The 26897-nt window shown below is 60.5% G+C and carries 25 protein-coding genes and 3 tRNA genes; 21 read left to right on the top strand and 7 right to left on the bottom strand.

Annotated elements, in window-relative coordinates; genetic code table 11:
* The first annotated feature begins 58 nt into the window (after nt 1-58).
* On the top strand, nt 59-826 hold the full coding sequence (locus tag AC07V9_RS16525; RefSeq protein WP_495016739.1) for a 2-keto-4-pentenoate hydratase: 768 nt from the start codon (nt 59-61) through the stop codon (nt 824-826).
* 183 nt (nt 827-1009) lie between these two features.
* Here the strand turns inward: AC07V9_RS16525 and AC07V9_RS16520 are convergent, their stop codons facing one another.
* Nucleotides 1010-1918 carry a LysR family transcriptional regulator gene (locus AC07V9_RS16520; RefSeq protein WP_495016738.1) on the bottom strand — a complete coding sequence of 303 codons (909 nt, stop codon included), beginning with the start codon at nt 1916-1918 and terminating at the stop codon, nt 1010-1012.
* 129 nt (nt 1919-2047) lie between these two features.
* Between AC07V9_RS16520 and gcl the strand changes: the two genes are divergently transcribed.
* From gcl to AC07V9_RS16505, 3 genes are all read left to right on the top strand, one after another.
* Entirely contained in the window at nt 2048-3823 is a 1776-nt protein-coding gene (gcl, locus tag AC07V9_RS16515; RefSeq protein WP_495016737.1) for a glyoxylate carboligase, read from the top strand.
* A 49-nt stretch (nt 3824-3872) separates the two neighbouring features.
* On the top strand, nt 3873-4655 hold the full coding sequence (gene hyi, locus AC07V9_RS16510) for a hydroxypyruvate isomerase (RefSeq protein ID WP_495016736.1): 783 nt from the start codon (nt 3873-3875) through the stop codon (nt 4653-4655).
* 164 nt (nt 4656-4819) lie between these two features.
* Entirely contained in the window at nt 4820-5722 is a 903-nt protein-coding gene (locus AC07V9_RS16505) for a 2-hydroxy-3-oxopropionate reductase (RefSeq protein ID WP_495016735.1), read from the top strand.
* Nucleotides 5723-5796: 74 nt separating this feature from the next.
* On the opposite strand, the gene AC07V9_RS16500 is transcribed toward AC07V9_RS16505, so the two are convergent.
* A complete protein-coding gene (locus AC07V9_RS16500) occupies nt 5797-7119 on the bottom strand; it encodes an OprD family porin (protein WP_495016734.1) in 1323 nt (440 codons plus the stop codon).
* Nucleotides 7120-7894: 775 nt separating this feature from the next.
* Here AC07V9_RS16500 and AC07V9_RS16495 point away from each other — a divergent pair.
* The 8 genes from AC07V9_RS16495 to AC07V9_RS16460 all read left to right on the top strand — a co-directional run bounded on the left by AC07V9_RS16495 (nt 7895) and on the right by AC07V9_RS16460 (nt 13387).
* Nucleotides 7895-8446: a tetratricopeptide repeat protein gene (locus tag AC07V9_RS16495; protein ID WP_495016733.1), complete on the top strand. Its 552-nt coding sequence runs from the start codon at nt 7895-7897 to the stop codon at nt 8444-8446.
* Between the two features lie 79 nt (nt 8447-8525).
* Nucleotides 8526-9023, top strand: a complete 498-nt coding sequence (locus AC07V9_RS16490) for an RNA polymerase sigma factor (protein ID WP_495016778.1) — start codon at nt 8526-8528, stop codon at nt 9021-9023.
* Entirely contained in the window at nt 9020-9805 is a 786-nt protein-coding gene (locus AC07V9_RS16485) for an anti-sigma factor family protein (RefSeq protein WP_495016732.1), read from the top strand. Before AC07V9_RS16490 ends, AC07V9_RS16485 begins: the two co-directional genes overlap by 4 nt.
* Nucleotides 9806-9954: 149 nt before the next feature.
* A complete protein-coding gene (copC, locus tag AC07V9_RS16480) occupies nt 9955-10341 on the top strand; it encodes a copper homeostasis periplasmic binding protein CopC (protein WP_495016731.1) in 387 nt (128 codons plus the stop codon).
* 4 nt (nt 10342-10345) lie between these two features.
* Nucleotides 10346-11215 (top strand): copper homeostasis membrane protein CopD, encoded by an 870-nt coding sequence (gene copD, locus AC07V9_RS16475; RefSeq protein ID WP_495016730.1) that lies wholly within the window; start codon nt 10346-10348, stop codon nt 11213-11215.
* Nucleotides 11216-11293: 78 nt separating this feature from the next.
* A complete protein-coding gene (gene ada / locus AC07V9_RS16470; protein ID WP_495016729.1) occupies nt 11294-12379 on the top strand; it encodes a bifunctional DNA-binding transcriptional regulator/O6-methylguanine-DNA methyltransferase Ada in 1086 nt (361 codons plus the stop codon).
* A 97-nt stretch (nt 12380-12476) separates the two neighbouring features.
* Entirely contained in the window at nt 12477-12923 is a 447-nt protein-coding gene (locus AC07V9_RS16465; RefSeq protein ID WP_495016728.1) for an Xre family toxin-antitoxin system antitoxin, read from the top strand.
* Complete coding sequence (locus AC07V9_RS16460) at nt 12923-13387, top strand: RES family NAD+ phosphorylase (RefSeq protein WP_495016727.1); 465 nt, start codon at nt 12923-12925, stop codon at nt 13385-13387. Before AC07V9_RS16465 ends, AC07V9_RS16460 begins: the two co-directional genes overlap by 1 nt.
* Here AC07V9_RS16460 and acuI read toward each other — a convergent pair.
* Together acuI and acuR are read right to left on the bottom strand one after the other, a co-directional pair.
* On the bottom strand, nt 13384-14367 hold the full coding sequence (gene acuI, locus AC07V9_RS16455) for an acrylyl-CoA reductase (NADPH) (RefSeq protein WP_495016726.1): 984 nt from the start codon (nt 14365-14367) through the stop codon (nt 13384-13386). The genes AC07V9_RS16460 and acuI overlap by 4 nt on opposite strands.
* Before the next feature lie 47 nt (nt 14368-14414).
* Nucleotides 14415-15053 (bottom strand): acrylate utilization transcriptional regulator AcuR, encoded by a 639-nt coding sequence (acuR, locus tag AC07V9_RS16450; RefSeq protein ID WP_495016725.1) that lies wholly within the window; start codon nt 15051-15053, stop codon nt 14415-14417.
* A gap of 143 nt (nt 15054-15196) precedes the next feature.
* Here acuR and AC07V9_RS16445 point away from each other — a divergent pair, with 143 nt between their 5' ends.
* From AC07V9_RS16445 to AC07V9_RS16410, 8 genes are all read left to right on the top strand, one after another.
* Nucleotides 15197-16279 (top strand): NAD(P)H-dependent flavin oxidoreductase, encoded by a 1083-nt coding sequence (locus AC07V9_RS16445; protein ID WP_495016724.1) that lies wholly within the window; start codon nt 15197-15199, stop codon nt 16277-16279.
* A 132-nt stretch (nt 16280-16411) separates the two neighbouring features.
* Nucleotides 16412-17170, top strand: coding sequence for a molybdate ABC transporter substrate-binding protein (modA, locus tag AC07V9_RS16440; RefSeq protein ID WP_495016777.1), 759 nt, complete (start codon nt 16412-16414; stop codon nt 17168-17170).
* Complete coding sequence (modB, locus tag AC07V9_RS16435; protein WP_495016723.1) at nt 17171-17851, top strand: molybdate ABC transporter permease subunit; 681 nt, start codon at nt 17171-17173, stop codon at nt 17849-17851.
* A 9-nt stretch (nt 17852-17860) separates the two neighbouring features.
* Nucleotides 17861-18946, top strand: coding sequence for a molybdenum ABC transporter ATP-binding protein (gene modC, locus AC07V9_RS16430; protein WP_495016776.1), 1086 nt, complete (start codon nt 17861-17863; stop codon nt 18944-18946).
* 88 nt (nt 18947-19034) lie between these two features.
* Complete coding sequence (locus AC07V9_RS16425; RefSeq protein ID WP_495016722.1) at nt 19035-20093, top strand: DNA topoisomerase IB; 1059 nt, start codon at nt 19035-19037, stop codon at nt 20091-20093.
* Nucleotides 20090-20263: a hypothetical protein gene (locus AC07V9_RS16420; RefSeq protein ID WP_495016721.1), complete on the top strand. Its 174-nt coding sequence runs from the start codon at nt 20090-20092 to the stop codon at nt 20261-20263. The genes AC07V9_RS16425 and AC07V9_RS16420 overlap by 4 nt, the downstream gene beginning before the upstream one ends.
* A gap of 36 nt (nt 20264-20299) precedes the next feature.
* Nucleotides 20300-22870, top strand: coding sequence for an excinuclease ABC subunit UvrA (locus AC07V9_RS16415; protein ID WP_495016720.1), 2571 nt, complete (start codon nt 20300-20302; stop codon nt 22868-22870).
* Nucleotides 22871-22872: 2 nt separating this feature from the next.
* Nucleotides 22873-23079 (top strand): DUF6434 domain-containing protein, encoded by a 207-nt coding sequence (locus AC07V9_RS16410; RefSeq protein WP_495016719.1) that lies wholly within the window; start codon nt 22873-22875, stop codon nt 23077-23079.
* Nucleotides 23080-23261: 182 nt separating this feature from the next.
* Here AC07V9_RS16410 and AC07V9_RS16405 read toward each other — a convergent pair.
* The 3 genes from AC07V9_RS16405 to AC07V9_RS16395 all read right to left on the bottom strand — a co-directional run bounded on the left by AC07V9_RS16405 (nt 23262) and on the right by AC07V9_RS16395 (nt 23724).
* Nucleotides 23262-23348: transfer RNA gene (locus AC07V9_RS16405), tRNA-Leu, on the bottom strand.
* 181 nt (nt 23349-23529) lie between these two features.
* Nucleotides 23530-23603: transfer RNA gene (locus AC07V9_RS16400), tRNA-Cys, on the bottom strand.
* A 45-nt stretch (nt 23604-23648) separates the two neighbouring features.
* Nucleotides 23649-23724: transfer RNA gene (locus AC07V9_RS16395), tRNA-Gly, on the bottom strand.
* 242 nt (nt 23725-23966) lie between these two features.
* On the opposite strand from AC07V9_RS16395, the gene AC07V9_RS16390 reads away from it, so the two are divergent.
* Nucleotides 23967-26843, top strand: coding sequence for an RHS repeat domain-containing protein (locus AC07V9_RS16390; RefSeq protein ID WP_495016718.1), 2877 nt, complete (start codon nt 23967-23969; stop codon nt 26841-26843).
* The last annotated feature ends 54 nt before the right edge of the window (nt 26844-26897 follow it).

The following is a 26897-nucleotide window of genomic DNA, read 5'->3' as shown; positions in this document are numbered from 1 at the left end:
CGCCTGCGCGATCGGGTTGTGGGGCGCTTTCCATTCAATTGACTGAAGGAAGTTCCGCGTGAATCAACCGTCCCACCCAGCGAAGATTGCCCAATTGATCGTCGATGCCATGCGCACCGGTCAGAAAATCACCGAAATCCACCCTGATTACATCCCCGCCGATGCCGCCGGAGCCTACGCGCTGCAACGGGAAATCCTGCGTCTGCGTGATACCGCTGTCGGCGGCTGGAAGGTCGGTTCGAAATCCACCAGCGGCGGGCCCATCAATGGCGCCTTGCTCCCCGAAGACGGCCTGTTTGCCAGCGGCAGCCAGGTGGAAATCGTCGACTACCCGCAGCCGATGCTGGAACTGGAAATCGCCTTTCGCCTGAACCGCGATTTCGTGCCACGCGCCCAAGCCTATTCTGATGAAGAAGTGCTTGGCAGCATCGGCTTCATGGGCGCGACCATCGAGGTGGTTTCCAGCCGTTTCATGGCCTGGCCGAAGATCGACCCGTTGCTGGCTCTGGGCGACTTGCTCAACCACGGCGCGCTGATCATCGGCGATTTCGTACCCTATGACGCCAGCTTCCCATTCCTGGAACCTGCGCTGACCTTCACCTATGCCGACGAAGACATCGTGCCCGGCGACGGCGCCAATCCGGCGGGCGATCCGCGTCGGCTGCTGCCGTGGCTGGTCAATCAGCACACCCAGAACGGCCAGAGCGTGACGCCGGAACTGGTCATCACCACGGGCTCCTACACCGGTATGTACCTGACCAAGGGCCCGGGTCAGTCCTTGGGTGAGATTCGCGGGTTGCCGCCGGTTTCGGTGGAGTTGATTTGATCACTGCGTATGGTCGCTGGCCTTGGACTGTCGGTGACGCACGCTGAATGTGGGAGTGAGCGTGCTCACGAAGATGGATGATTCAACGACATAGACTTGTTGAATCTGCCGACGCTTTCGTGAGCAAGCCCACTCCCACAGATCAATTTCAAAACTCGCAATCTCCAGCGACCACAAGCCCTTTCACCCCTGCTTCCAATACCCCGGCCGGTTGTACACCTCTTTCAGGAAGGCAATGAAAAAACGCACCTTCGCCGGCAGGTAATGCTGCTGCGGATAGACGCCCTGAATGTCGTAACTGGGCAGCGCGAACTCGTCGAGCACGGTGATCAGCGCCCCGCTTTCCACCTCGTTCTGAATCTCCCAGGTCGAGCGCCAGCACAGGCCCAATCCGCGCTTGGCCCAGTCATACAAAAGCTCGCCATCGTTGCAGTAGAGGTTACCGGCAACCTTGATCGCCACTTGCCTGCCGTCGCGCTGAAAGGTCCAGCCGCGATGCTGCCCGCCCTGCAGGTTGAACGACAGGCAGTTGTGCTCGGCTAGTTCCTCAAGTGTCTGCGGCAAGCCGTGTTCGGCGAAGTACGCCGGGGAGCCGCAGACCACGCGTTTGTTGGCGTAGAGCTTGATCGCCACGTAGTTGGGGTCGAGCACCTCGCCGATGCGGATGCTCATGTCATAGCCCTCGCGCACCAGATCGACCACGTTGTCGGTGAGGTTGAACGACAGCTGCAAATCGGGAAATCGCGCCTGAAACTCCGGCGCATGGGGAGCCACGTGTTGACGCCCGAAGCCTGCCGGCGCCGAGACCACCAGGTGGCCGCGCACGCTGCTTTCGTTCTCGCTGATGCTGGCGTCCAGTTCCTCGAACGACTGCAACACCTGCTTGGCGTTTTCAAGATACGAGTCGCCTGCATCGGTCAGGGTCAGGCCACGGGTCGAGCGGTGAATCAGCTTCACCCCCAGTCGCTCCTCCAGCGCGCTCAGGCGCCGGCCCATAATCACCGGCGTCACCCCTTCGACCAGCGCCGCCGCGGCAAAACTGCCGTGGGTGGCGACCAAGACGTAGCTGCGCACCTCTGTGTAACGGTCCATCCGATACTCCTGATACCGACAGAACTGCCAAAAGCAGCCATTCACAAACACTTCAATTCAAATCACGCTGTTTACGTACAAAAAATATCGAACACGCATAAAAACCAAAAGCGTTCAGGAGACTAACAAATGACCATCATGAGAGCCATCGAAGCCGCCGTTCTGGTGATGCGTCGCGAAGGGGTTGATACCGCATTCGGTATCCCCGGCGCTGCCATCAACCCGCTGTACGCAGCGTTCAAGAAACTCGGCGGCATCGATCACGTGCTGGCCCGCCACGTCGAAGGCGCCTCACACATGGCCGAGGGCTACACCCGTGCCATCGCTGGCAACATCGGCGTGTGCATCGGCACCTCCGGCCCTGCCGGCACCGACATGATCACCGGCCTGTACTCGGCGTCCGCCGACTCGATCCCGATTCTCTGCATCACCGGGCAAGCGCCACGCGCCCGCATGCACAAGGAAGATTTCCAGGCCGTCGATATCGCCAGCATTGCCGCGCCGGTCGCCAAATGGGCCACCACGGTCATGGAACCAGGCCAGGTGCCATACGTGTTCCAGAAGGCCTTCCAGCTGATGCGCAGCGGCCGTCCGGGCCCGGTGCTGATCGACCTGCCGTTCGACGTGCAGATGGCCGAGATCGAATTCGACATCGACGCCTACGAGCCGCTGCCGGTCATCAAGCCACAGGCCAGCCGCAACCAGATCGAAAAAGCCCTGACGATGCTCAATGCGTCTGAGCGTCCGCTGATCGTCGCCGGTGGAGGCATCATCAATGCCGATGCGTCGCAGGCGCTGGTCGAGTTCGCTGAGCTGACCGGTATCCCGGTGATTCCGACCCTGATGGGCTGGGGTGCAATTCCGGACGATCACCCGCAAATGGCCGGCATGGTCGGCCTGCAGACCTCTCACCGTTACGGCAACGCGACCATGCTGGAATCGGACATGGTACTGGGCATCGGCAACCGCTGGGCCAACCGCCACACCGGCACCGTTTCGGTGTACAGCGAGGGGCGCAAGTTCATCCACGTCGACATCGAGCCGACCCAGATCGGTCGCGTTTTGACGCCGGACCTGGGCATCGTTTCCGACGCAGGCGCCGCTTTGGCGATGTTCCTGGAAGTCGCTCGCGAATGGCACACAGCCGGCAAGCTGAAAAACCGCAGCCAGTGGCTGGCCAGCTGCCAGGAACGCAAGCGCACGATGCAGCGCAAGACGCACTACGACAACGTGCCGGTCAAGCCGCAGCGTGTGTACGAAGAAATGAACCAGTACTTCGGCAAGGACACCTGCTACATCAGCACCATCGGCCTGTCGCAGATCGCCGGCGCGCAGTTTTTGCACGTGTACAAGCCGCGTCACTGGATCAACTGCGGTCAGGCAGGCCCACTGGGCTGGACCATTCCGGCCGCGCTGGGGGTGGCCAAGGCCGACCCGAGCCGTAAGGTGGTCGCGCTGTCGGGCGACTATGACTTCCAGTTCATGATCGAAGAGCTGGCCGTGGGCGCGCAGTTCAAGCTGCCGTACATCCACGTCGTGGTGAACAACTCGTACCTGGGGCTGATCCGTCAGGCGCAGCGCAACTTCGACATCGATTACTGCGTGCAGCTGGCGTTCGACAACATCAACGCCCCTGAACTGGAAGGCTACGGCGTGGACCACATCGCGGTGGCCGAGGGCCTGGGCTGCAAGGCCATTCGTGTGAGCGACCCGGCGCACATCCAGGCCGCTTTCGCCGAAGCCACCAGCCTGATGCAGCAGTACAGCGTGCCGGTCGTGGTCGAGGTCATCCTGGAGCGTGTCACCAACATCGCCATGGGCACCGAGATCAACGCGATCAACGAATTCGAATCGCTGGCCGACACCCGTGCCGACGCGCCGACCGCCATCAGCCTGCTGGACTAAATAACGGCACTGATCGACGCCACCGAATAAAGAGAAGAAGGAGCGAACCATGCCACGTCTGTGCGCCAACCTGTCCATGCTGTTCACCGAGCTGGACTTCCTGCAACGCTTCGAAGCTGCGGCCAACGCCGGGTTCAGCGGGGTCGAGTACCTGTTTCCGTACGACTTCAGCTCGGCGCAAATCAAGGCCGAACTGGATGCCAACGGCCTGACCCAGGTGCTGTTCAACCTGCCGGCCGGCGACTGGGCCAAGGGTGAGCGCGGGATTGCCTGCCACCCTGACCGGGTCGAGGAATTCTACGCCGGGGTCGACCTGGCCATTGCCTACGCCAAGGTATTGGGCAACACCCAGGTCAACTGCCTGGCAGGGATCAAGCCACAGGGTTTCGATGACGCGCTGATCGAAAAGACCTTTGTCGACAACCTCAAGTACGCGGCCGACAAGCTGCAGGCCCAGGGCATCGATCTGGTCATGGAAATGATCAACACCCTCGACATTCCGGGCTTCTACCTCAACACCACGGCCCAGGCCCTGTCGATCCGCGAGAAGGTCGGCAGCCGCAACCTGTCGCTGCAGTACGACATCTATCACATGCAGATCATGGAGGGCGACCTGGCCCGGACTCTGGAAAAGAACCTGCCGGTGATTCGCCACGTGCAACTGGCCGACAACCCCGGGCGGCATGAGCCGGGGACTGGCGAGATCAACTACGGCTTCCTGTTCGGGCACCTGGACAAGCTGGGTTATCGCGGGTGGATCGGCTGTGAGTACAAGCCGTTGACCACGACCGAAGCGGGTTTGGGCTGGCTCAAGACCCACAATTTGATCTGATGCAAAACCTGTAGGAGCGCGCTTGCCCGCGATTGCGGTGTGTCAACCGACACAGTGGTCACGGCTAAATCGAATCGCGGGTAAGCGCGCTCCTACACAAATCATTCTGCGTTGAAGCCACCATCATCGCTTGGCGCGCGTTACTGAAAGAGAGGTCACATCTCATGGCTAACATCGGTTTCATCGGTACCGGCATCATGGGCCTGCCCATGGCAGAAAACCTGCAGAAAGCAGGTCACCAACTGTTTCTGTCCAAGCACTTCGTCGCCCCGCCTGCCTCGCTGGTCGAAGGTGGCGCGACAGTTTTGAGCAACCCGCGTGAAGTGGCGCAGGAAGCTGAATTCATCATCGTCATGCTGCCCGACACCCCTCAAGTCAATGACGTGCTGTTCGGCGAAAACGGCCTGAGTGAAGGCACCGGCGCAGGCAAAGTGGTGATCGACATGAGCTCGATCTCTCCTTCAGCCACCAAGGCGTTTGCCGAGAAAATCAACGCCACCGGCGCGCAATACCTTGACGCGCCGGTGTCGGGCGGTGAAGTCGGCGCCAAGGCGGCGACGTTGAGCATCATGGTCGGCGGCAATCAGGGCACCTTTGACCGCGCCCTGCCGCTGTTCCAGACCATGGGCAAGAACATCACCCTGGTCGGCGGCAATGGCGATGGCCAGACCGCCAAGGTCGCCAACCAAATCATCGTCGCCCTGAACATTCAGGCGGTGGCCGAGGCCCTGCTGTTCGCCTCGAAAAATGGTGCGGACCCCGCCAAAGTGCGCGAAGCGTTGATGGGCGGCTTCGCCTCCTCGAAGATCCTCGAAGTGCACGGCGAGCGCATGATCAAAGGCACCTTCAACCCGGGCTTCCGCATCGCCCTGCATCAGAAGGATTTGAACCTGGCCCTGGAAGGCGCCCGGGAACTGAGCCTGAACCTGCCCAACACCGCCAACGCCCAGCAAGTGTTCAGCACCTGCGCGGCACTGGGCGGCAGCGGCTGGGACCACTCGGGCCTGATCAAAGGGCTTGAGCACATGTCCAACTTCTCGATTCGTGGCGATCACAAGCCGGACTGATCCGCGCCGAACGTTCACAAAAAAGCCCCGATTTCGTGAGAAACCGGGGCTTTTTCATGCCGAACCCTGCGTGATCAGAACACGTTGATCGGGTAATCGGCGATCAGGCGAAATTCCTTGGCGTCGCCATCCGGCTGGTCGCCATTGGCGGTGTGCCAGGCCTGACGCATGCGCAGCGACAGGTCCTTGGCCGGCCCCGACTGCACGACATACTTGGCTTCCAGGTTGGTTTCGTGATGTTTGCCGTCATCACCATAACCGCTGTAACGGGTGTTGGACGGCAGATGCGAACCGTCAATGTCGTCGCCATTGACATAACGAACCATGAAACTCAAACCCGGCACGCCATAACTTGCCATGTTCAAGTCATAACGGGCCTGCCAGGATTTTTCACCCGGACCGTTGAAGTCGGAATATTGAATCGAGTTGGCGAGGAAGATCGAGTCGCCGGTATCACCAGCCCCGTTATTGCCAAAAGCCACATAGTCGAAGGGGGTATCGCCGTGAACTTTCTGGTAGGCCAGGGTAATGGTGTGGGCGGTCAGGAAAGAATAAGCCGCCGCCAGCGACCAAGTGGTGTTATTGATGTCACCGGCCTTGGCCGCACCCGCGTCCGTGGTGCGATAGATGTTGAAGTCGAAGTTCAATGACTGAGTATCGGCCAGTGGCAAAGTATAGTTGGCATTACCGTAGTACTGGTGCCAGACATCCTTGAGGTCCGATCCATACACGCTGAACGTCAGGTTGTCGTTGACCGTGTATTTGCCACCGGCATAGTCGATGCTGCTCGCTTCGACGTTGGCATAGGCCGCCCAGATACCGTGATCGTTGTTGGTGGTGACCGGGCCGTTGCTGCCGGTGAAGTGGCCGCCATCGAGTTCCAGATTGGCGATATCGCTGCTCAGGATATTAAAGCCTGTTGCGGTCTGTGGGAACAGACGCGAGCCACCGGCGGCGAAGACCGGCGCCTGAGGCTGAAGGTTGCCGTAGCGCAGTTCGGTCTTGGAAATGCGCATCTTGATCGCGCCGCCCGCGGTACCGTACTCGTCTTGCGGGTTGCCGTGGCTGTCCACGGGCAGGTTGCCGGTGCCGGTGGTGCCGCCACCGCCGTCGAGCTTGATGCCCCAGTAGCCGTAGGCGTCGACGCCGAAACCGACCGTGCCCTGGGTGAAGCCGGAACTGAAATTACCCAGCACGCCCTGGGTCCAGTCCTTGCTGTCATCCTTGGTGTTCTTGTTGTCGCGATTGAAATAGTAGTTCTTCAGATGCACCGTCAGGCTGCTGTCTTCGACAAAGCCTTTGGCGTCGGACTGATCACTGACAACCCCTGCCGATGCCAGTTGACTCACACCCAGCGAAACCGCGAGCGTTACGAGGTTCCATTTCACAAACGTCATTATTATCCCCTGTCTCAATTAAGGCCCAACGTTCCGCAAACCCCGACATACGGGGCATCCTCCTGAGTTCAGGCGAAGTATGAAACGGTGGAATTTGCGCTATGGCAGATGGGCTAAAAACTTCAACACCGTAATAGAGAGTCACGGCAACACTACAGGCTTTCAGCCCATTTCCTTATTGTTCCAGCGAAGCGCACGGCGCCCCGCGTCGTCTGGGGTGTGCTCCCTACGACGAAAAAACTTGTAACATCTTTCCCCCGAGCAATTCATGAATGGGTCGTGATAGTCACTATCGATCTTCGTAATAGTTGAAAGGTTCCCGACGGTGTTACCTTTGTTGGCGATGAAGCACACGAATCTATGGCCTGGTGAATCCGCAGCATCAGGCGATCGAATCTTGCTCCACTTCATCATTCCTTTGGTAAGACTTTTTAGCCACCTCACGTCAGTGCGGTGGCTTTTTTTATTAAATAATTATTTATGTACGCATCATTACCCAGTTAATCAACACATTGCGGCATTTTAATATCACCGATTCAATCCGGTTATGCCGTAGCATCAGGCAAGTTCAATGCGCTCAAACTGCCTGCCCACACGCGCTCCATCGCTCCGTAAAAAACTTCACTCTCTACCGAATAATACTTGCTGCTGAGGTGTTCATGACTCGACGCACGGTTTCCGTCGCTGAGCGCCCGGGCATATAGCGGCGGGAATAAACCGGCCTCACGTGTTTTCGGACCTGTCCCCCTTTTCGTCGTAACGGAGCCTGATGACCATGAACAAATCCCATGAACCTGCCGTTGCACTGCGTAAACCCCTGCTGCTCGGCACCTGCATGGCGCTGGCCCTGCTCGCCGGTCAAGCGCGCGCGTCCGGCGATGAATCGGCGCCGCCTAAACCCAACTGTCCCAAAGGCCAGGTCTGGGACAGCAAGACGCGCAAATGCACGATGCAGACCAGCAAGGCGACGTCCGATGAAGACCGCACCGACTACGCCTATCGCCTGGCCAAGGACGGTCGTTATGAAGAGGCGCTGTCGCTGCTTGACACGCTGAACAATCCCGACACAGCCAAAGCGCTGAACTATCGTGGGTATGCAACGCGCAAACTGGGCCGCACGGACGAAGGCATCGGTTATTACCTCAAATCAGTGGCGCTGGACCCCAACTACGCGCAAGTGCGCGAGTACCTGGGTGAGGCCTATGTAATCAAAGGCCGTCTGGACCTGGCCCAGGAGCAACTGGTGAAGATCAAGTCGATGTGCAGCACGACGTGCGAAGAATACGAGGATCTGGCCGACGCGATTGCCGCAGCTCCCCAGACCTGAGCGCAATGCGGCGGGTGATGAGCGATGAGCGAGAGACCGGGAGGCGGTTATAGCCAGACACGCTGAGTTACGACGCGAACTGGGCCAATTGTTGCCACGTCTGTGGCGCTACGGGCTGGTGTTGTCCAGGCAAAAGCACCTGGCGGACGATCTGGTTCAGACCACATGCGTGCGCGCGCTCGAACGCGCCGATCAGTTCATCCCCGGCACTCGGCTCGATCGCTGGTTGTTGTCGATCATGCATTCGATCTGGCTCAACGAAATCCGCGCGCAGCGAGTGCGTCAGGGACAGGGCTTCGTCGATGCCGAGCAAACGTTGTCGTTCGACGGCGAGACCCTCGCGCAGGATCAAGTTTTGGCCGCTCAGGTCATCAAGCGGGTCAATGCGCTGCCTGAGGCCCAGCGCGAAACAGTCTTTCTGGCCTACGTCGAAGGCCTTTCATACAAGGAAACCGCCGAGGTCCTGCATATACCGGTTGGGACGGTAATGAGCCGGCTGGCGGCTGCACGCGTGAAGCTGGCCGAAACCGCGCCACCACACACCGTGTCAAGTCAATCGAGAGGAGAACGGCGATGACTGACAGCAACGCGCAATCGCCACCCTCAGACGAACTGCTGGTGGCCTATCTGGACGACGAACTGAACCGCGAACAGTGCCAGCAGATCGACTATCTGCTGCGCACCGAAGCGCCAGTAGCAGCACGTCTGGACCAGCTCAAGCGCGGCGACCTGCCGTTCAGAGCAGCCTTCAATTCGGTGTTGGACGAAGCGCCGACGCAGCGCCTGCAGGCCATGCTCGACGCGTTGCCACCGGCCGCTGCGCCTCCCCGGACGACCATGAGCCGCCGCGGCTTTCTCGCCACGGCGGCCAGCTTCGTGATTGCAGGCATCGCTGCCGACCGGTTGTTCATGAACTGGCAAAATGCCGAAAACGCAGGTGGCTGGCGCAGTTCGGTGGCCGAATATATGGCTTTGTATACGCCGCAGACCCTGGACAACCTTGCCGACGACGTCGCCTCCCACACCGCGCAATTGAGCTCGGTGGGCAAACAACTGGGCCTGCCGCTGTCGCCAGCGACCGTGACCCTGCAGGGTGCCGAGTTCCGCCGCGCGCAGATCCTCGACTACGAAGGCGTGCTCATCGGTCAACTGACGTATCTGGACGCGCGACATGGCCCTCTGGCGCTGTGCATCACCGCCGCGCGCGGGGGTGCTGGGAAACTCGCCAGCGAACAGCGCCTGGGCCTGAACGTGGTGTATTGGGCCAATCCGACCCACGCGTTCATGCTGATTGGCAAAAAACCCTTCGAGGACCTCGAAATCATGGCCCGTCGCGCGCAGAAAGGCTTGCCCGCGTAGTGCGGCAGTGCGGTTATTGACTGGAGTCGCGGCTGACTTTCTGGTCTAGTAGCGCTCGAATTTATCGAAATCGACACGGATCGGTTTCTGTCTCGAACGCTGCTGCAACGCTGCCGCGCAACCGTTGCCGTAAAACCAAGGTGCCCTTGATGTCTGCCCATCGCCTGAAGCTCGCCCTCTCCTGCCTGCCGCTGCTGGCCTGCCTGACCACCTCCTCTGCCTTCGCCCATGCCCATCTGGAGAGCCAGCTGCCGGCCGCCGACAGCGAAGTGACCAGCCCCAAGGAGCTGCGCCTGAATTTTTCCGAAGGCGTTGAAGAGAAGTTCACCAAGGTCGCCATCAGCCTCGACGGGCCCGGCGAAAGCACTGAGGTCATCCAGACCCAGAGCGTCACCACCGACCCTGCCGACAAAAAGGTCCTGACCGTCGTGCCTGCCGTGCCGCTGATGCCGGGCAAGTACAAGGTCGAATGGCACGCCGTGTCGGTCGACACCCACAAGAGCGAAGGCGTCTACCGCTTCAAGGTCACGCAATAACGCCATGCAGGATGGTTTGATCCTGTGCCGATTCGTGCATTTCGGCGCCGTTCTGCTGCTGTTCGGCGCAGGGCTGTTCCGTCACGTGCTGTTCACGGCTGCACTGCCCGGCTTTGAGACGACATCGACCCGCCTGCGCCTCGATCGGGCGCTGCAGTGGCTGACCGCCGTCGCCCTGTTCAGCGCCGTGGGGTGGCTCATGACGACCGCCGCCAACATGGCCGATGACTGGCGCCAGGGTTTCGACCTCTCGACCAACGCGCTGGTGCTGGGCCACACGTTTTTCGGCCATGTCTGGATCCTTCATCTGCTGCTGAACCTGTTGGCGCTCGTGTGTGCGCCGCGTCTTCCTCCGCGCTGGTTACTATTGCTCAATACCCTGTTGCTATTGACCCTGGCGCCGGCGGGTCACGGCGCGATGTTCGACGGCACTCAGGGAGCGCTGCTGATTCTGAACCAGATGCTGCACCTGACGGGCGTCGGTCTCTGGCTGGGTGGGCTGCTGGTGCTCGCGGTGCTCTTGCTGAGTACGCACACGGTTGACCTGCGCGCCGTGCTGCTGCGTTTCAGCGGCATCGGCTATGGGCTGGTGGCATTGATCATCGTCACCGGCATGATCAACGTGCGCGCGCTGAGCGGCGGCATCTGGCCTGAACCGGCGTTGGCGGGCTTCGGCCAGGTGCTTGCGGTCAAGGTCGTGATGGTGCTGTGCATGCTGGCGCTGGCCGGTGTGAATCGCAGCCTGGCCCGTGCGCCGACGTTGAATCTGGCGGTGTTGCGCTTCAGCGTTCTGCTCGAATGCCTGTTCGGCGCCGCGGCATTGGCCGCGGTTTCCCTGCTGGGTACGCTGCCGCCGATGCTGGCCGGAATTTGAACGCAAGACTCGGGGTTTCAGCCTCGGGCGCACCGATTAGTCTGTGGCCCATCACGGTATTTGCAGAGAGATCCGATCATGGCCCCGCGTAAACCTCAGCAGGTTGCACGCCGCACCGAAGACGACCCGCGCTGGTCCGCCGTGCTGGCTCGCGACCCTTCGGCAGACAGCCAGTTCGTCTACGCGGTGCGCACCACCGGCATCTACTGCCGCCCGAGCAGCGTTTCGCGCCTGCCCCGTCCGGAAAACGTGGTGTTTTTCGACACCGCCGAACAAGCCGAAGCCGCCGGTTATCGCGCCAGCAAACGCGCTTCTGCTGATCAGACGCAGCTCACCGAGCACTACACACGCGTGGTCGAGCGCGCCTGCCGCCACATCGCCGAGGCCGAACAGCCGTTGGCGCTCAACGAACTGGCTTCGCGGGCAGGCATGAGCCCCTGGCATTTCCATCGGGTGTTCAAGACCGTGACCGGCCTGACCCCCAAAGCCTGGGCCGACGAGCAGCGCGCCAGCCGCATGCGTACCCGTCTGGGTGACGCCTGCACCATCACTGAAGCGATGTACGACGCGGGTTTCAACTCCAACAGCCGATTCTATGAGTCCAGCGGCAGACTGCTGGGCATGACCCCCTCGGACTATCGCAAGGGCGGGGCCAACAGCGACATTCGATTTGCCGTTGGCGAATGCTTTCTCGGCTCGATTCTGGTCGCGCAGAGCCAGCGCGGGATCTGCGCGATCCTGCTAGGGGACGATCCCAATCAGCTGGTGCAGGACCTGCAGGACCAGTTTCACACCGCCACGCTGATCGGCGGTGACGCGCAATTCGAGCAGTTGATCGCTCAGGTGGTGGGGTTCATCGAAGCGCCGGGGCTGGGGCTGGACTTGCCGCTGGACTTGCAGGGCACGGCCTTTCAGCAACGGGTCTGGCAGGCGCTGCGCAGAATCCCGCCGGGCACCACAGTCAGCTACACCGAGATCGCCCAGCGCATTGGCGCGCCGACATCGTTTCGCGCCGTTGCCCAGGCCTGCGGCGCCAACTCGCTGGCCGTGGCCATACCTTGCCATCGGGTGGTGCGCAGCGACGGCGGCCTTTCAGGCTATCGATGGGGCGTCGAACGCAAGCGTCAGTTGCTGGCACACGAGGCGCAGGCTAAACGCTGCTGATCTCAAGCGGCAGCAAACCGGTGTAACAGCTTGGCCCTTGAGAAACCCGAACAGTGGCGTAGTTTTCGTCCCGGACACCTGACCAAGGAGCATGGACGTGCCTGCCATTTTTCAACCGTCGAGCACCACCGACCCCGCCTTCTGGCTGATCGCCGATCAACTCAACAGCCGCAGCGAAAGTGAACGTCTGACCTATATCCGCACAGGCTTCCCCCCCGGGTGGGTAAAAGCTGTGCGCAGCGCATTTCACCTTAACAACAGCCAGCTGGAATCCCTGCTCAACGCCTCGATCTCAACCCTGGAGCGACGCCTCAAGCAGCGCCGCCCGCTGGATGTGGTCGGCTCGGAAAGGCTGGACCGGGTCGCCTCACTGGCCATTCGTGCGGCTGAAGTCTTCGACGATCAGGACACCGCCCGCCATTGGATGATGACCGCCAACCGTGCATTGAACGATCAGACGCCGCTGACCCTTTGCGAAACCGAAATCGGCGCCAGCCAAGTGCGGCGCGTGCTGGCGGCGCTGCAATACGGCGGGGTGATCTGATGCTGGCCTTCAGAATCGCCAGCCCTGACGAGGTTTCGGACTTTTCCGGGCGCAGTTCAGCGCTCCACGGCGGGCGCTGGAACCTTCCTGACCAGCCTGCGCTGTATCTGGGCCTGAGCCCGGCAGGTTGCGCACTGGAGGCTATGGTCATCGCCGGGCAACTGCCGCGCCTGCGGCTCAAACTCATGCACCTTCAGCTGCCCGCCGACCCCAGCCTCTATCTTCAACCACCACTGTCAGCGCTGCCCGAAGGCTGGAACGCGCTTCCTGCCGACCGACCCAGCATGGCGTTCGGCAGCGACTGGCTGATGCGCGGCGAACAGCTGGGGCTGATCCTGCCGTCGCTGGCCATCGACCAGACCCGCTGCCTGATGATCAACCCACAACACCCGGCCAGCTGCCAGATCCAAGTGCTGCACATCACGGATTTCGCCTTCGGCCGCCCTGCCAGTTCTTTGCCTTAGCGTTGGGTATCGACCACCACGCGCCCGCGAACCTGCCCGTCCATCAAGCGGTGGGCCGTTTCAATGACCTCGCTCAGGCCGATTTCATGGGTGATCAACGCCAGTGCTGCGGGGTCGAGATCGGTCGCCAGCCGCGCCCAGGCGTCGATGCGGTCCTGGCGCGGGCGCATCACGCTGTCGATGCCCGCCAATGTCACTCCACGCAGAATGAACGGCGCCACCGAGGCCGGGAAATCCATGCCTTGGGCCAGCCCGCAGGCCGCGACGGTGCCCCAATAGCGGGTGCTGGCGCAGATGTTTGCCAGCGTGTGGCTGCCCACAGAGTCGATGGCCCCGGCCCAGCGCTCTTTGGCCAGCGGACGGCCGGGCTCGGACAGCGTGGCGCGATCGATGACGTCTGCCGCGCCCAATTGTTTGAGGTAATCGCTTTCCGAGACCCGTCCCGTGGACGCCACCACCCGGTAGCCGAGTTTGCCCAGAATCGCAATGGCAAAACTGCCGACGCCGCCATTGGCCCCAGTGACCAGCACCTCGCCTTTGTCAGGGGTGACGCCATTCTTTTCCAGCGCCATGACGGCCAGCATTGCCGTGTAACCTGCTGTGCCAATGGCCATGGCCTGCGCGGGCGTGAACGCCTTTGGCAGCGGGATCAGCCACTTGCCTTGCAACCGCGCCATCTGCGCCAGCCCGCCCCAATGGCCTTCGCCCACGCCCCAGCCGTTGAGTAGCACCGAGTCTCCGGGTTTGAAGTCCGGATCGCTGCTCTCCTGCACCGTGCCTGCGAGGTCCACGCCCGGCACCATGGGAAAGCTGCGCACGATCGGGCCCTTGTTGGTGATCGCCAGTGCGTCCTTGTAGTTGAGCGTACTATGGGAAACCCGCACCGTAACGTCGCCCGCGGGCAATTGCGCCTCGTCGATGGCCGTAAGATTGACGTGATAACCGCTGTCGTCTTTGTCGATCAAAATGCCGTTGAACATGCCTTGCCTCCGATATAGACCGATCGTCTATAAATAAAGCCGGGAAATCACTGTGGCAAGCCACGCAGAAATCCGGCGATGAATGTATTGAGGGGTGCGTCGCTTTGTACGAGTCGGGCGCGCAACACTGCGCCTTCCCAGCCGATCCAGAAATACGCCGCCAGCTCCGCGCTGTCCGTGTGAACAGGCAGTTCACCCGCGCATTTGGCGGCATCGAAACATACCCGCAGACGGCGTTGCCAGTCGAGAAAGATGGCCTCAATCGCGTCGCGAAAGCCTTCCGGAAGCACGCTGACTTCCTGGCCCATATTGCCGACCATGCAGCCACGGCGGTAACCGTAGCGGGCCATGCTGGCCTTGGAGTGCTGAACGAAACCGGCAAGGCGCTCCAGTGGCGTCAACGACTCATCGAGCAGCCAACGGTCAAGTCGACGGGCGAAGTAGCCGGCGTAGCTGGCCAGGACGTCGAGGCCGAACGCCTCTTTGCTGGCGAAATAGTGATAGAAAGAGCCCTTGGGCACGCCGACGCGCTTGAGAATGCCGTCGATGCCGGTGGCCATGAAGCCCTGCTCGGTCAGCACCTCGACGCCACAGCGAATCAGCGCCTCACGGGTGTCGAAGTCATCGGGACGGGCGATTTTCGGAGGACGCCCGGGGCGCCTCGGTTTTGCAGTGATCTCAGTCATGGGGTTGCATATTAGACTGATCGTCTATTAAATCAACCGCACTCTTGAACTTTCGCATACCTATTCGAACAAGACGGCGACGACAGCATCGAACGTCTCGCGCCCTCATCACACTGCGACTTTTGCCTCTGGAGAATCTGCCCATGATCGCCTGGCCCGACACCCGCATCCTCAAGCTGTTTGGCATCGAAGTCCCGATCCTTCTCGCGCCGATGGCTGGCGCAGCCGGCTCTGCCTTGGCCATCGCTGTGGGCAAAGCTGGCGGCTTGCCTTCCCTGCCCTGCGCCATGCTCAGCCACGAGCAGATTCGCGAAGAGGTCGCGCTGATCCGTGCCGGCACCCACGCGCCACTGAACCTGAACTTCTTCAGCCACCAGAATCCCGACGCCGATCCCGTCGCCGACAAGGCCTGGAAAGCGCTGCTCAAGCCTTATTACGAGGAACTGGGCGCGGACTTCGATGCGCCGACACCCACTTCCAACCGCGCCCCTTTTGATGAAGCCAGCTGCGCGCTGGTAGAGGAACTGAAACCCGAAGTGGTCAGCTTCCATTTCGGCCTGCCTGACGCTGATTTCGTGCAGCGAGTCAAAGCGGCGGGCGCCAAGGTCATCTCATCGGCCACCACCGTTGAAGAAGCCGTCTGGCTGGAGCAGCATGGCTGCGACGCGATCATTGCCATGGGTTATGAGGCGGGCGGTCATCGCGGCATGTTTCTCAGCGACCAGCTCTATACTCAGGTTGGCACCATGGCCCTTGTGCCGCAGATCGTCGACGCAGTGACCATTCCGGTGATCGCCGCCGGGGGCATCGCCGACAGCCGGGGCATCGCTGCGGCCTTCATGCTCGGCGCCTGCGCCGTGCAACTGGGCACTACCTACCTGTTCAGCCCTCAAGCCAAGGTGTCAAAACTGCATCAAGCCGCGCTGGCCAACGCAAAAGACAGTCAAACGGCGTTGACCAACCTGTTCACCGGCCGCCCGGCACGGGGCATCGTCAATCGCATCATGCGCGAGATCGGCCCGATCAGCGCGGCCGCCCCGGCATTTCCTACTGCCGGCGGCGCCTTAATACCACTGCGCAGCAAAGCCGAACCGCAAGGCAACGACGGCTTCATGAACCTCTGGGCCGGTCAGGCCGTGGGCATCAAACACGCACTGCCGGCTGAAGAACTGACCCGCCAGTTGGCGATTCAGACGCTGGAAAGATTAAGTGGTTACAGAAACTGACTGGCGAGGCAAAAAACAGGCTTCCTTGAGGGGATGACTCGCTATATATTTCGGTGTATAGCGTTTGGCCGCTATCTGGCCGATGTCCTTCATCACCTCATAAAAACCACACGGAGCTGTTTCATGCGCGCAATGTCCCTTCGCGTCACTTTCAAATCCCTGGCCATCGCGGTCGCCGCCCTGTCGGCCAACAGCGCATTTGCCGATGAAGTCCAGGTCGCCGTCGCGGCCAACTTCACCGCGCCGATTCAGGCCATCGCCAAGGATTTCGAGAAGGACACCGGCCACAAGCTGGTCGCCTCCTTCGGCGCCACGGGCCAGTTCTACACTCAGATCAAGAACGGCGCGCCATTCGAAGTGTTCCTAGCCGCGGACGACACCACCCCCGCCAAGCTGGAAAGCGAAGACGAGATCGTCAAAGGCTCACGCTTCACCTACGCCGTCGGCACGCTGGCCCTGTGGTCGGCCAAGGAAGGTTACGTCGATGACAAAGGCGCCGTGCTGAAGAAAAACGAATACCAGCACCTGTCCATCGCCAACCCGAAAGCCGCGCCTTACGGCCTGGCCGCCACTCAGGTGCTGGAAAAAGAAGGCCTGACCGAAGCCACCAAAGCCAAGATCGTCGAAGGCCAGAGCATCGCCCAGGCCTATCAGTTCGTGCAGACCGGCAACGCCGAGCTGGGTTTTGTCGCGCTGTCGCAAGTCTATAAAGATGGCAAGCTCACCAGCGGTTCCGCGTGGATCGTCCCGGCCAACCTGCATGAGCCGATCAAGCAAGACGCAGTGATTCTCAACAAAGGCAAGGACAACGCGGCCGCCAAGGCACTGATGGAATACCTCAAAGGGCCGAAAGCGGCTGCCGTGATCAAGTCCTACGGGTATCAGCTGTAAATGCCGCTGGGCAGTGCCGATCTTGCGGCCATCTGGCTGACGCTCAAACTGGCGTCGCTGACCACGGTGATCCTGCTGATCGTCGGCACCCCCATCGCGCTGTGGCTGGCTCGCACCCGTTCCTGGCTCAAGGGCCCGGTGGGCGCGGTGGTGGCGCTGCCGCTGGTGCTGCCGCCAACGGTGATCGGGTTTTACCTGCTGCTGTTGCTGGGGCCTAACGGCGCTGTGGGGCAGCTGACCCACAGCCTCGGGCTGGGCACGCTGACGTTCAGCTTTAGCGGGCTTGTGATCGGCTCGGTGCTGTATTCGATGCCGTTCGTGGTGCAGCCGCTGCAGAATGCCTTCGAGGCCATCGGCCCGCGGCCCCTTGAAGTCGCCGCAACGTTGCGTGCAAACCCGTGGGACACCTTCTTCTCGGTGGTGCTGCCCCTTGCCCGTCCCGGTTTCGTCACCGGTGCGATCCTGGGGTTTGCCCACACCGTGGGTGAGTTTGGCGTGGTGCTGATGATCGGCGGCAACATCCCTGAAAAAACCCGCGTGGTGTCGACGCAGATCTACAACCACGTCGAGTCCATGGAGTACGTACAAGCCCACTGGCTGGCCGGTGCCATGCTGGTGTTCTCCTTCCTGGTTCTGTTGGCGCTCTACTCCAGCGGCAAGACCAAATCGGCCTGGAGCTGACGCGTGACGATCTCAACCCTCGAAGTCCGCCTGAACGTGGACTTCCCTGAATTTGCCGTGAACGTCGACCTGTCCCTGCCGGGGCGTGGCGTCACGGCGCTGTATGGGCATTCCGGGTCCGGCAAGACCACCTGCCTGCGCTGCATCGCCGGGCTGGAAAAAGCCAGCCGCGGATTCATCTCGATCAACGGCGATGTCTGGCAGGACAGCGACAAGGGCATTTTCGTCGCGCCGCACAAGCGCTCGCTGGGCTACGTGTTTCAGGAAGCCAGCCTGTTCCCGCACCTCACCGTGCAGGGCAATCTGGAATTTGGCCTCAAGCGCATCGCCGCCAACGCGAGACAGGTCGATCTGAAACAGGCGACGACCCTGCTCGGCATCGATCATCTGCTGACTCGTCAGCCCGACAAATTATCCGGCGGCGAACGTCAGCGGGTCGGTATCGCGCGCGCCCTGCTCACGAGCCCGCGCCTGTTATTGCTCGACGAGCCGCTGGCGGCGCTGGACGCCCACCGCAAGGGCGAAATCCTGCCGTACCTGGAACGTCTGCACGACGAACTCGATATCCCCATGCTCTACGTCAGCCACTCCCAGGATGAAGTGGCGCGACTGGCCGATCACCTAGTGTTGCTCAGCGACGGCAAGGCCTCGGCCAGCGGCCCGATTGGCGAAACCCTGGCGCGGCTCGACCTGCCACTGGCCATGGGCGATGACGCGGGGGTGGTCATCGAAGGTGCGGTCATCGCTTATGACGCGGCGTACCATCTGGTCACCGTGCGCATCCCCAGGAGTGATCTGACCCTTCGCGTCGCCCATGGCGCGCTGGAAATGAGCAAGCCCCTGCGCTTCAAGGTGCCGGCGCGCGATGTCAGCCTGTCGCTGCGAGCCGACGATCAGAGCAGCATCCTCAATCGCCTTCCGGTGACGGTGGTCAGCGAAATCCCCGCCGACAACGCCGCCCACGTGCTCGTTCGCCTGGACGCCGCCGGCACGCCGTTGCTGGCGCGCATCACGCGGTACTCGCGAGATCACCTGCAATTGCATCCCGGCCAGTCACTGTGGGCGCAGATCAAATCGGTGGCGTTGCTGGTTTGAGCCGCGCCCCGCCGTTCCAATCAAATAATCGGCACCACCGTGCACCTGAACGGTCAATGCAAAGACCAGTACTCAGGATTGCCCTTTTATGTCGGACGCCCTCTCCCCCGAAGCCCTGCCCAAGGACCTGCACTACGTCGACGACAGTCAGCCGGGCTTCACGCGCAAGATCCTGCGCGGCAAGTTCGCCTATTTCGACACCGACGGCGAACGCATTCGCGACGAGGCCGAGATCAAGCGCATCAACGCGCTGGTCATCCCGCCCGCTTATAAAGATGTGTGGATCTGCGCCGATCCCAGAGGCCACCTGCAGGCCACAGGCCGCGATGCGCGCGGGCGCAAGCAGTACCGTTATCACCCGCGCTGGCGGGAGGTGCGCGATGAAAACAAGTACTCGCGCATGATCGCCTTCGGCCTGGTTTTGCCCAAAGTGCGCAAACAACTGGAAGCGCAATTGGCGGCGCCGGGCATGGGGCGGGAAAAGGTGATGGCAGCGGTGGTGTCGTTGCTCGACCAGACGCTGATCCGCATCGGCAACAGCCAGTACGCCCGGGACAATCGCTCCTACGGCCTGACCACCCTGCGCAACAAACACGTCGACGTGCATGGCAGCAAGATCCTCTTCCAGTTTCGTGGCAAAAGCGGCGTCGAGCACCAGCTAAGCGTCACCGATCGGCGCTTGGCCAACATCATCAAACGCTGCATGGAGCTGCCTGGGCAGAACCTGTTTCAGTACCTGGATGAAGACGGCCAGCGCCACACGGTCAGCTCCTCTGACATCAATCGATACCTGCACGAGCTGACCGGCGCCGACTTCACCGCCAAGGATTACCGCACCTGGGCGGGCAGCGCGATGGCCCTGGCGACCCTGCGCAAGCTGGATTGGGAGCCTGAGGCCGATGCGAAGAAACATATCGTCGCGATGGTAAAAGAAGTGGCCCGCCTGCTGGGCAACACCCCGGCGGTGTGTCGCAAATGCTATATCCACCCGGCGGTTCTGGAGGCCTTCGTCATTGGCGAACTGGCCAAACTGCCTCGCTCGCGGCAGCGCAAGGGCCTGCGTCTCGAAGAAGCAGCCCTGGCGGGATTTCTACAAGGTCTGCAGGCGGCCCAAGCCCTGCAAGCACCCACAGGAGAATCATCATGACAGCCGATCACGCTCACATTCCCGGTGAAAAGATCAACGACCCCGATGCCAGTCCAGCCGATGTCGCCGACGACCGCGAACGCACTCAGGAAACGCGCACGGAACAACCTTTGACTGGCGGCGATCACGACGACGCCGGACACACCCCGAAAGTCCCCGATGCCCAGTAAGCTCTGCTTACTGACATCGCACACCAAGGCCCGCTCATGACCTCAGCGCCACACCTGTCCGACAACGCCTACGCCCAGTCGCCCCTCTCGCTTACCGTTGCTCCGGAGCGACCGGGTTTCGTGCGCGTGCGGGGTGCTCGCGAGCACAACCTCAAGGACGTCGATGTCGACATCCCCCGCGATGCCCTGGTGGTATTTACCGGTGTATCGGGGTCGGGGAAATCGTCACTGGCGTTTTCCACGCTCTATGCCGAGGCGCAGCGCCGTTATTTCGAATCCGTGGCGCCTTATGCGCGACGCCTGATCGATCAGGTTGGCGTGCCCAATGTCGACTCCATCGAAGGTCTGCCGCCTGCGGTGGCCCTACAGCAGCAGCGCGGCACGCCCAGCACGCGCTCGTCAGTGGGCAGCGTAACGACGCTGTCGAGCCTGATTCGCATGCTCTACTCCCGCGCCGGCCACTACCCGGCCGGCCAGCCGATGCTCTACGCCGAAGACTTCTCGCCCAACCTGCCTCAGGGCGCCTGCCCCGAATGCCACGGCTTGGGCCGCGTGTATGAAGTGCCGCAGGAGCTGATGGTGCCCGACGATTCGCTGACCATCCGCCAGCGCGCCGTCGCTTCCTGGCCCTTGGCGTGGCAGGGCCAGAACCAGCGCGACATTCTGGTCACCCTGGGCTACGACGTCGACATCCCGTGGCGCGATTTGCCGAAAAAGCAGCGCGACTGGATTCTGTTCACCGAAGAACAACCCACCGTACCGGTTTACGCAGGCTTGACGCCGGAAGAAACCCGCGTCGCCCTCAAGCGCAAACTCGAACCCAGCTATCAGGGCACCTTTATCGGGGCGCGCCGGTATGTGCTGCATACCTTCACTCATTCCCAAAGCGCCCTCATGAAAAAGCGCGTCGCTCAGTTCATGCGCGGCAGCCCTTGTCCGCTGTGCGACGGCAAACGCCTCAAGCGCGAGGCGCTGTCGGTGACCTTCGCCGGGCTGGACATCGGCGAGCTGTCACAGATGCCGCTGTTGCGTCTGGCGCACGTATTGCGCCCTGTGGCTGAAGGTCATCGCGACGCAGACACTTCCATCGAGAAAACCCTCGCCGCGCAGCGCATCGCACAGGACCTGCTCGCGCGGGTCAGCACCCTGACTGACCTGGGCCTGGGCTATCTGGCCCTGGATCGGAGCACGCCTACGCTGTCCTCCGGCGAGCTGCAACGTTTGCGCCTGGCCACGCAACTGGGCTCACAGCTGTTCGGCGTGATTTACGTGCTGGACGAGCCCTCTGCTGGCCTGCACCCCGCTGACAGCGAAGCGCTGTTCGCCGCCCTGCAGCAACTCAAGGCTTCGGGCAATTCGTTGTTCGTGGTCGAGCACGACCTGGAAACCATGCGTCGCGCCGATTGGCTGGTGGACGTCGGGCCTGCTGCGGGCGAACATGGCGGCCGCGTGCTGTACAGCGGCCCGCCCCAAGGCCTGGCACAGGTAGAAGCCTCAAAAACCCGCGAGCACCTGTTCGCCGAGCACAACGAACTGCGCACTGAACGCCGTACGCTGAAAGACTGGCTGCGTCTGGAAGGCGTCACCCGCAACAACCTCGATAACCTGTCCGCAGCTTTTCCGCTGGCGTGCTTTACCTCAGTCACCGGCATTTCCGGCTCAGGCAAGTCAAGCCTTGTCAGCCAGGCGCTGCTGGAACTGGTGGGCACCGAACTGGGTAAGCCTGCACCGGCCAGTGATCAGGAAGAGCCGAGCCTGGAAGACGACGCCCCGCAGTTCACCTCAGGCCGCATCGCTGCTGGGCTGGAGTCGATCAGACGCCTGGTGCAGGTCGACCAGAAACCCATCGGCCGCACACCCCGCTCAAATCTTGCGACCTACACCGGCCTGTTCGACAACGTGCGCAAACTCTTCGCCGCCACCGAACAGGCGCAAACCGCAGGCTTTGATGCTGGTCAGTTCTCCTTCAACGTCGCCAAAGGTCGCTGCGAAAAATGTGAAGGCGAAGGCTTCGTCAGCGTCGAACTGCTGTTCATGCCCAGCATCTACGCCCCCTGCCCGACCTGCCACGGCGCCCGCTATAACCCGCAGACCCTGGCCATCCAGTGGCAAGGCCTGAACATCGCCCAAGTGCTGCAACTCACGGTCGATCAGGCCGTCGACGTGTTCGCCGAGCAGCCTGCCGTGCTGCGCTCACTGACTGTGCTGCGCGACATCGGCCTGGGATACCTGCGCCTCGGCCAACCCGCCACCGAACTGTCGGGCGGCGAAGCCCAACGCATCAAACTGGCCACCGAACTGCAACGCAACGCCCGCGGCGCGACCCTCTACGTCCTCGACGAACCCACTACCGGCCTGCACCCCAGCGACGTTGATCGTTTGCTCAAACAACTCAACACGCTCGTCGACAGCGGCCACACCGTCATCGTGGTCGAACATGAAATGCGCGTTGTGGCGCAGAGTGACTGGGTCATTGATATCGGGCCAGGGGCCGGTGATCAGGGCGGGAAAATCGTGGCCAATGGCACGCCAGAGAAAGTGGTCAACGTAAAGACGAGTCGAACTGGGCCGTTTTTGGCTAAGGTATTGGCAGACATCAAGGAATGACCATGGCCTTCGATTGGCACTCAGACCCCATCACCCGGACTACACCGCTGGACAAGCACTACCGCAACACGCAGAACGTGCGCCGGTTTCTCGTTTCGCAATGCGGCGACGCGTTCAAGTTCGACCGGCCGCTCATGGCGTGGATCAAGGGTCAGAATGCGTTGACCATGGGCGACGTTGCGGATGAGTGGCTGCGCCTGAATCGGTGAGTGACGCGATGGCTGGACCTGGGCTGCTTGTGATGACAATTGAACGACGCAGGTTGCCCACTCCATCGGAAGACGGAGGCAAGAAAATCAATAAAAAAAGTGAGCTGCGGAAGGATTTCTGGAAGCGGAAAGCCAGAAACGACTCAGGCGCTCCGGATTTCTCCGTGAGCGCCTGATCTGGATGGTGCCCCGAGCCGGAGTCGAACCGGCACATCCTTTCGGACGACGGATTTTAAGTCCGGTGTGTCTACCAATTTCACCATCAGGGCGATGTTGCGTGTCGCTCGTTTGGGCCTTCAGATAACCGGCTTACAACGTCGACAAGAGCTGGGAATATATACATCCCTACCCGGTGTAGCAAGCTTGAAACGCGTCGAAATGCAACTAAAACGGGATCAAGCACAAATAAAAAAGCTCTGTAAATCATCGATCTACAGAGCTCATTCATAGTGGAGGCCGAGGTCGGAATCGAACCGGCGTAAACGGATTTGCAATCCGCGGCATAACCATTTTGCTACTCGGCCCCAAACACCTAACGCTCCAACAACTAACGCTAAATGCATACAAACTGGAGCGGGAAACGAGACTCGAACTCGCGACCCCGACCTTGGCAAGGTCGTGCTCTACCAACTGAGCTATTCCCGCTTGGTGTGGGCGCCATTCTATAGATTCAAATGACCCCGTCAACCCCTTGATTTAAAAATACTTATTTTTCCTCGTCCGCAATCGCTGACATGACCGTGATCGCTCAAGGCGTGGGCACATCCCGCGCACGCGAAGCCCGCTAGCATGGTCCCACTGTCACTTCTGACAGTAGACGACTCAGGGGCCTGCGCGCAGGATCGCCCAAGCGCGTCACGTCGTCTCTACAGGATCTTGGCGAAGGTATGGATACTTTCAGTCACACACCCCTGCTCACGGTATTGGACAGCCGCGCGCTGGCGGTTCGAAACGTTGCTTTTCATCGCCTGCCAGATGACGACGCCACGCGAGAGGATGTTTCGGCAGTGGAGTTCGATCTTGCGGGACGCGTCATCAAGCTATGGGACGCTCGGTTGTGGGCTCGGGCTCAGGAAGACTCGCAAACCCAGCCCAACCGTACGCACCACTACAATTTGTCAGGCGTTCCACTGTTGAGTATCAGCGTCGACGAAGGCTGGGATTTATCCCTGCTGCGCGAGTCAGGGGTGGTCGAGCGAAGCTGGGAAACCAAAGGTGCCTCCTGGTCCAACGAGTATGACGCCATCCTGCGACCGATCAGCAGAGGCGAAACGGCGCCCGATAACGTCACGCGAACCATGGCTCGCTTTATTTACGCAGACAGCAGTGAGGACAGCGCCAAGCACAACCAATGCGGACAGATGATTACGCTTCATGACGGCGCGGGCCTCACCACGTCCTCGGAGTTCAGCGTATTAGGGCAATGTCTGACCGAGAGCAGGCAATTCCTGCAGGAGACTGAACTGCCGGACTGGTCCGGATCGCCTCCTACCACCCCGGAAAAAATCACCCGATCAACCTTTAACGCACTCACCCAGTTGATCACGCAGACGGATGCTTCAGGAAACCGGCAGCGTTTCGGCCATAACGTCGAAGGCTCGACCCGGCAGGCCTGGCTGACACTCAAGGAGGAAGCCGAAACGCTGATCCTCGGCGGGGTTGACTGCAACGCAATGGGCCAGACAGAACGCGAGACCCTCGGCAACGGTGTCGTCAGGACCTGGGTTTACGATCCGGTCACCCAGCGACTCGAAACGACTCGTACCTTTGCGCACGATACGCTTGCGCAGGAACTCGCATACCGCTACGACGCTGTCGGTAACGTCACCCAGATCAATGAAACCACCCAGACAACCCGTTTCTTTCGCAATCAGGAAGTCGCCCCGACCAATCTCTATCGGTACGACAGCCTGTACCAGCTGGTAGAAGCGACAGGTCGAGAATCGGTGGACAGCAGCGACAGTCACCGTCCACCCGATGCAGCAGCCCCCAATCCCGGCGACACCAGCCAGTTACTCAACTACCGGGAGACCTATCGCTACGATCAGGGCGGCAACATGCTGGAGTTGCGTCATGTGCGCGATGGCAACACATACACTCGAAGCTTCGACGTTGCCCCGAACTCAAATCGCAGCCTGCTGAAAACCGATGCAACGCCGGGATTCGACACCGCGTTCGATGGCGCGGGCAACCTGCTCGCACTTCAACCGGGCCAGGGGCTGCAATGGGGGCTGCGCAATCAACTGCAAAAGGTCGTGACCATCCCCCGCGCCAATGGCGCGGACGATGAAGAAGTCTATGTATATGACGGCAGCGACCAGCGACTGCGTAAACAGCGAACCTTTCGAACGCAAGGCACAACTCGCATTGAAAACGTTTATTACCTGCCGGGACTCGAACTTAGAACATGCGGGACAGCGGCAAAGAAGGATGAACACCTCGAAGTCATCGTCTTGCAAGCCGGTAGCAGCAACGTGCGTTGCTTGCACTGGGTCAATGGAAAACCGGAGGGTACTTCACAGAATCAGCTGCGTTACAGCCTCACCGATCATCTTGGCTCCTGCACCATGGAGTGGGACGACGATGCCAGACTGCTGAGCCATGAGGGTTACTTACCCTTCGGGGGAACGGCGTGGTGGGCGGCGCAATCTTCACTTGAAGGCTACTACAAAACGATTCGTTATTCCGGAAAAGAGCGGGATGCTTCGGGGCTTTATTATTATGGTTATCGGTATTATGCGCCGTGGTTGCAACGCTGGATTAATCCCGATCCTGGTGGCAAGACAGACGGCCTGAACCTATATCAGTTCGTCCAAAACAACCCTCTATCATTTTTCGATTTAGATGGTCGGGAAACCGTCGATGAGATCATGAACGAATTAAATGAGATCAGCCATTTGACTAATCAATCGACCCACCCCCCGTCAAATGCGAGCAGAATGGCAGCCAGAAATCTAAGAAAGCAACTGCGCCCGTTACTCGAAGAAGAAGTAGAAGTTCACCTAACTGTCATAGGAGAACTTGATCTAAGTCTGGGAAGAATGGCGCGGCAACATGACAACATTTACAGCCACTCGGCTCGTAACAAGAGCCTGGGCAAGCGCGTGGGATTAATGTCATTCTCGGCGGGAACTGGCGCAGCGGTTGGTGCTACTGTGGGTTCCTTGGCAGGGCCGGCTGGGGGATTGGCAGGTGCGGCTTTAGGGAGCGCAGCCGGTCTCGTCGTGAAATCCGCGATTATTGAGCCTATAAAGGACAAGTTCGGCATGGCGCCTCCGATCCATCTAAAAACCACCCCTTTGAATGCCGAGAACGTATGGAATAACGCAAGAAGAAAACTACTGTCCCTGGAAAAAGCCAAGGACACGGTAGACAGATACAACCCGCAAACGCCCAAGGGCATCATGAACTTAACCGCTGCCGCAGCGCGAAAAACTTTTTCGACGGTTGTAGGAAAAATTGGAGAACATGCAGTCGACTTTGTAGATATCACAGATGATTATTCCTCATCAATGGCAGGAAAAAGTCCTTACAAGATAGACCTAATGATCACGGAACTGGAAAAACATCAACAACTGCTGAAGGACAATATTACAAAGCTCAAGCCGGCGATGCTCGAGTATGAAAAATCATTCCCGAAAGGCATCGAACAGTCTCCATACGTCGTGGCCGGGCGTTTTTTCAACCATGAAAAATTGGCCTCAAAGACTACGAAGGCGATCAACCGTCTTAGCCTTCACATCACACGTCTCAAGCACTTCTAAGGTGGCCAGAACAAAAGCCAAGCCCTCAACATGGTGCTAATTGAGGGCTTATCA

This window comes from Pseudomonas sp. GW821-FHT02A11 (assembly GCF_059421985.1).
The sequence above is the reverse complement of the archived record's forward strand: the minus strand, read 5'-3'. Positions and strand labels throughout refer to the sequence as shown.